This is a genomic window from Halomonas halodenitrificans DSM 735 (assembly GCF_000620045.1).
Lineage (GTDB): Bacteria > Pseudomonadota > Gammaproteobacteria > Pseudomonadales > Halomonadaceae > Halomonas > Halomonas halodenitrificans.
In genome coordinates this window covers 1-1,473 of record NZ_JHVH01000053.1, presented here as the reverse complement: position 1 = coordinate 1,473, position 1,473 = coordinate 1, and the positions used below count along the sequence as shown (strand labels likewise).

At 56.4% G+C, this 1,473-nt stretch carries 2 protein-coding genes; both read right to left on the bottom strand.

Annotation, left to right across the window (positions count from 1 at the left end; translation table 11 throughout):
• Positions 1–59: 59 nt before the first annotated feature.
• Entirely contained in the window at positions 60–998 is a 939-nt protein-coding gene (locus Q358_RS17655) for a DEAD/DEAH box helicase (RefSeq protein ID WP_043488488.1), read from the bottom strand.
• Positions 995–1,473, bottom strand: a 479-nt coding sequence (locus Q358_RS18825; RefSeq protein ID WP_027962525.1) for a hypothetical protein, incomplete at its 5' end; no start/stop codon positions are given. The genes Q358_RS18825 and Q358_RS17655, both read right to left, overlap by 4 nt.

Here is a 1,473-nt window from a genome sequence, read left to right as displayed (position 1 = left end):
GTCAGGTCGGTCATGGTGTCCTCCTTGCTATCGAATGACACCAGTCTGACGGACACTATTCAGCGGCAGAAGATGGGGTTGGTGGAGCGCTTACCTAACGTCTTGTTAGTGACAACATGGCAAGCCTCTCCCCGGGACTCTAGGGCTATAGCTATCTGATGGGCGTGTTCGATATCGGTCGCTACGACCAAGCCCGCCGCATCTGGCTTGAAGCGCCGGATCTCATCCAGCCTCTCACAGCCCAGCCCCAATATCTGATGCATCACTTCATCGTGGCGCAACAGATCCTCGTAAGTGATAGGGGATTCCCCGAGCAGTGCAGCAATACTGGGGAAGAGCTTGACGGTGCTCTCGTTCTCCAACGCTTCGGTAAGCTGTACTTTCTGATTGTCCAGAAGAACTATGCGTGGTGAACGGCACACTCCATCAGTAATAGCTTCTTGTAAACCATAACGATAATCGCAGATTAGTTCTCTTTCCGGAGAGGAATAACGTGCAAGCGCGATGGGCAAGTCATCAGAGCGCCACGGAGTCCCCGAGAGCGCCAACGTATAGGCAGCACGGTCCTGAATTCTCTGCATGATTTGCTGCCCCCATGCATTGCTCAACAGGGGGTCATGTCCGGCGCAGTGGTGGATTTCATCAAAGACGACAAACACGCGATACTCATCAAGTAGCTGCCAGAAGGTATTATCTTGGTGCTCCATGGCTTGGTAGGTGTAAGCACCGCCGACGGCCCCGACCAAGCCATCGAGCCGCTTACCCAGCACCTCTGCGAAGGTCGTACGAAACCCATCTACTACTTGGCATGAGGGCGCAAAGCAGAGCACCAAGTCGATCTGGTTTCTCTCAAACAGACAGCGTGCTAGCGCCGCTGCCAAGCGCGTCTTGCCGGCGCCGGGTGTTGCCTGGCATAGGAAGTGCGGTGTGGTAACAAAATGGGGCAGCGCTGCCTCGATGCATCGCCGCTGCCATGTTCGCAGTCCCGAAATCGTCATTGCGAGGGTAGCGCAGTAAGCGTCTTCTCTACCGCACGGAGGTGGCCCAAAAGGCGCGAGCTGCGATCTCTGGCCTCTTGATACTCATGCTCCACATGGCTACGGAGGTGCGGCATCTCATCGAGTAGTTGCTTGTACCGCTCTGTTTCACCCATCGACGTCAGAAAGTCCAGTCGGACTTCCTTGAGGGTTGCCTCCAAGTGCTGGTACACCTCAGTTCCGGTTCTGGAAGCAGCAAGGCTAGTCGCGGGTTCCGGCGACGCCCGCTTTGTCTTGTGTTCGGGCTTCAGGCTCTTCTCGAATCCTCTGTCTACGAGTTTCAACTGCAAGTGCTCCGGCATGGGGCGCAGATGATAGACCTGCCCCCGCTTACGGCGCTCATCATCGAGTACGAGCCAGCCTGCCCGCAGCATGCGGCGAATCTGCTCGTACACATAGCGGCGAACCTCACCGAGCTTATAGGGGCTGTCCCCCA

What these genes read in the sequence shown, in the direction of transcription:
- Q358_RS17655 (WP_043488488.1), bottom strand. Translation starts at nt 998, where the DNA reads ATGACGATTTCGGGACTGCGAACATGGCAGCGGCGATGCATCGAGGCA.